This window comes from Acinetobacter sp. YH01005 (assembly GCF_013420465.1).
GTDB lineage: Bacteria > Pseudomonadota > Gammaproteobacteria > Pseudomonadales > Moraxellaceae > Acinetobacter > Acinetobacter amyesii.
Window position 1 is genome coordinate 1 of sequence record NZ_VOYA01000056.1, and the last position, 3170, is coordinate 3170.

General features: G+C 32.9%; 3 protein-coding genes. All 3 read left to right on the forward strand.

The annotated features are described in order from the left end of the window. Positions 1-716 precede the first annotated feature (716 nt). Positions 717-1274, forward strand: coding sequence for a TIR domain-containing protein (locus FTT72_RS15990; RefSeq protein ID WP_026094005.1), 558 nt, complete (start codon positions 717-719; stop codon positions 1272-1274). After that, a complete protein-coding gene (locus FTT72_RS15995; protein ID WP_019383561.1) occupies positions 1274-2107 on the forward strand; it encodes a macro domain-containing protein in 834 nt (277 codons plus the stop codon). Before FTT72_RS15990 ends, FTT72_RS15995 begins: the two co-directional genes overlap by 1 nt. 401 nt (positions 2108-2508) lie before the next feature. Beyond that, positions 2509-3170: IS6 family transposase (locus FTT72_RS16005; protein ID WP_180176060.1), on the forward strand; the 662-nt coding region annotated here is incomplete at its 3' end.

The following is a 3170-nucleotide window of genomic DNA, read 5'->3' on the forward strand; positions in this document are numbered from 1 at the left end:
AATGGCTTTTATGGCTTCAGCTTTAAATTCTGCGGTGTAAGTCTTCTGTTTCTTGCTCATGGTAAACTCCTAATGAGTATGTATAGTTTACCAAGTTAAACCCTCCTGTTTTTTAAGCACACATCAATATTTTAGGGGCATTATGTTTGTTTTGCAAATGAGAAAGGATAGGCAATAAAAAAGCCCGACATCCTGTCGGGCTTTTCCATATTTGGCGCTTAGATCTGACTCCTGTCTGATCTCACGTTCCTTGTTGTTCATCTTATTCTTTTTATCTGGAGCATCCTGCTCTCTATGTCTTCATGATAGGAAATTTCCAGTATTGCGGATAGCAGCAAAGGGCCGAGATTGGTATGAGCCAGGGCTTACAAAATAGCCTAAATTTTATCCACAAAAAATGTGGATAATTTTGGACATTGAGGCATTGATAAAATTTGAAAAACCTCAAAACTGACTATTTTTTAGTCAAATTTATTGGCAAGAAGTATCAAAACCGCTCATAAAAAAGCCGACTTGTTTCAAAATCGGCTTTTTGGTCATTTTTGGATTTTTCTATTTTTATTAAGTGGTTGATATTTATATTAATATACAAGTGTACTTCGTATAACGACCATTATGTTAAATATATATCAATTTGATCTTTAGAATTAATTCTATTACTTGTCATTTATAATCAATGCATTATTATAAGATATAAATAATTTAAGGAAAATCAAGTGAGTAGAATTAATAGTTACAGCGCATTTTATGTAAGTGAACCTTTTGACCCATCTTCATTAGGAGCATATGCTACACATGACTTTTGTCATTATCAGATGCTAAAAGCATGGAAAGGAAAAGATGGTAGTTTTCCATTTTATAACGCTCATGAAACGACTTATAACGTTCGAGATAATAGTAATTGGGAGCAAACCTTAAAACCTAGGTTAAGAGAAAGATTAAGAAATTCAAAAAATATTATTCTTTTTTTAAGTTCAAAGACTAAAAACTCAAGAGCATTAAGAGAAGAAATTGATTATGGCGTGAATGTACTTAAACTACCAATTATTGTTGTTTATCCAGAATTTACGACATACAGTGAACTTTTATCAGTAAATGGACAATTTAAAAATGAAGTGACTCAATTGTGGGATAATTTACCAATTTTCAGGGACTCTAAAAAAAATATTCCTGTTTTACATGTTCCCTTAAATAAGTCCTTACTTCATAACGCACTATTAAACAAAGGATTTACAGTACAGTCACCTCTAGAATCTAAAGACTATAAATTATAATGAAAGTTAAAATATTTAATAAAAAGTTGAGAGATTCCTTTTTTTTAAAAATATCTCTATTCAGTGCCTTTGCAACATTATTACTTGCTTTTGTTCCCATACCATCAAAGATACAAGGCTTATTAGGTGGAGTATTCTTAGTATTTTTAGTGATTATTTATATCTATGATTGGAGAAAAGCAAATAAATTAAATTCAGTTGAAATTGATATTGAAGGTACTACAGTTTGTATTAAGGAAGGCGATATTTTTGAAGAAGATGGATTGAAGGTAATTGCTTTTAATGAATATTTTGACACTTTAGTTGATAATAAAATTATTAATGAAGTTTCTCTAAATGGAATTTTTTTACAAAAAAAATTAGATATAGAAATAAGTGCTCTTGATCAAGAGATTGATAACTATCCTTTTGAGGATAATGAAATATTAGAGGAAAACGTAGATCGTTTAGTTGGAAAGAAAAAGAAGTTTAAAATAGGAACTATATTTGTTCATAATGACTATATTTTGACTGCTTTTTCTAAATTTGACTCCTCTAATAGAGCTAATTTAACCATGCCTGAGTATCTAGGATTTCTAATAACATTCTGGGACAAAGTAAATATAGTTTATGGGCAGCGCAGTGTTTCTGTCCCTATATTTGGTTCAGGTATTACAAGGATTAAAGAGCATAGGGGAATTAGTGATGAGGACTTACTAAAAATTATGATTTGGACATTCAGAATTAGCGAAATGAGATTTAAACATCCTGCTAAATTAACTATTGTTATTCACTCTGAAAAAATGAATAAAATTAATTTATTGGATATTCAGGAAACAAAGAATGGAATTTGATTAAGATTTCCTTAAATTAACATAATACACCTTATATGAAACACTTTATATTTATCATTAAATTTCAGTATATTAGATTATGCCGCTCTAGGAAGTAAGGCACCAGAGCGGCTTTTTATTGATTATTCATGTTCCACGCTTAAAATTCGAACAGTGTTTCATGATTTTTATAAGTTAAACTAAATTTAGTTGCTAATCCCAATAAGCTATTCACTAACTTGTAAATATCGGTATACCGCCTGACGACTAATCCCAAAAGCTTTCCCTAATGCCATTTTCGATAGATACTTCCCCTCCTTCCATGCTTGTCGTAAAGCTTCAGCTTGGTCAGGCTTTAGGGCACTGTTGCAAATAGGCTGACATGATAAGCTAAATATCTTATTTATTTCGAGATACAGCAGATGAATCCCTTCCACGGTCGGCACTTTCAAGGTGAAATCATTCTTTGGGCTGTTCGTTGGTATTGTAAATATGGCATCAGCTATCGTGAACTTCAGGAAATGCTGGCCGAACGTGGAGTGAATGTTGATCACACCACAATTTATCGCTGGGTTCAGCGTTATGCTCCAGAAATGGAAAAACGTTTACGTTGGTATTGGCGTAATCCTACAGATCGACATTTATGGCATCTGGATGAAACTTACGTAAAAGTGAATGGCAAATGGGCATATCTATACCGTGCAGTTGACCAACGTGGCCATACTCTTGATTTCTATCTTTCTGCTAGACGAAATACCCATTCAGCTTATTGTTTTCTTGGAAAAATTTTAAATAATGTGAAGAAGTGGCAAATTCCACAAGTGATCAACACGGATAAAGCACCCACATATGGACGTGCTTTATCACGGTTAAAACGGGAAGGTAAATGTCCACCAGACCTTGAGCACAGGCAGATTAAGTATAAAAATAACGTGATTGAATGTGATCATGGCAAGCTAAAGCGGATCATCAGGGCCACATTAGGATTCAAATCTATGAAGACGGCTTATGCCACAATTAAAGGTATTGAAGTCATGCGTGCACTACGTAAAGGACAAGCATCGTCATTTTATTATGGTCAGCC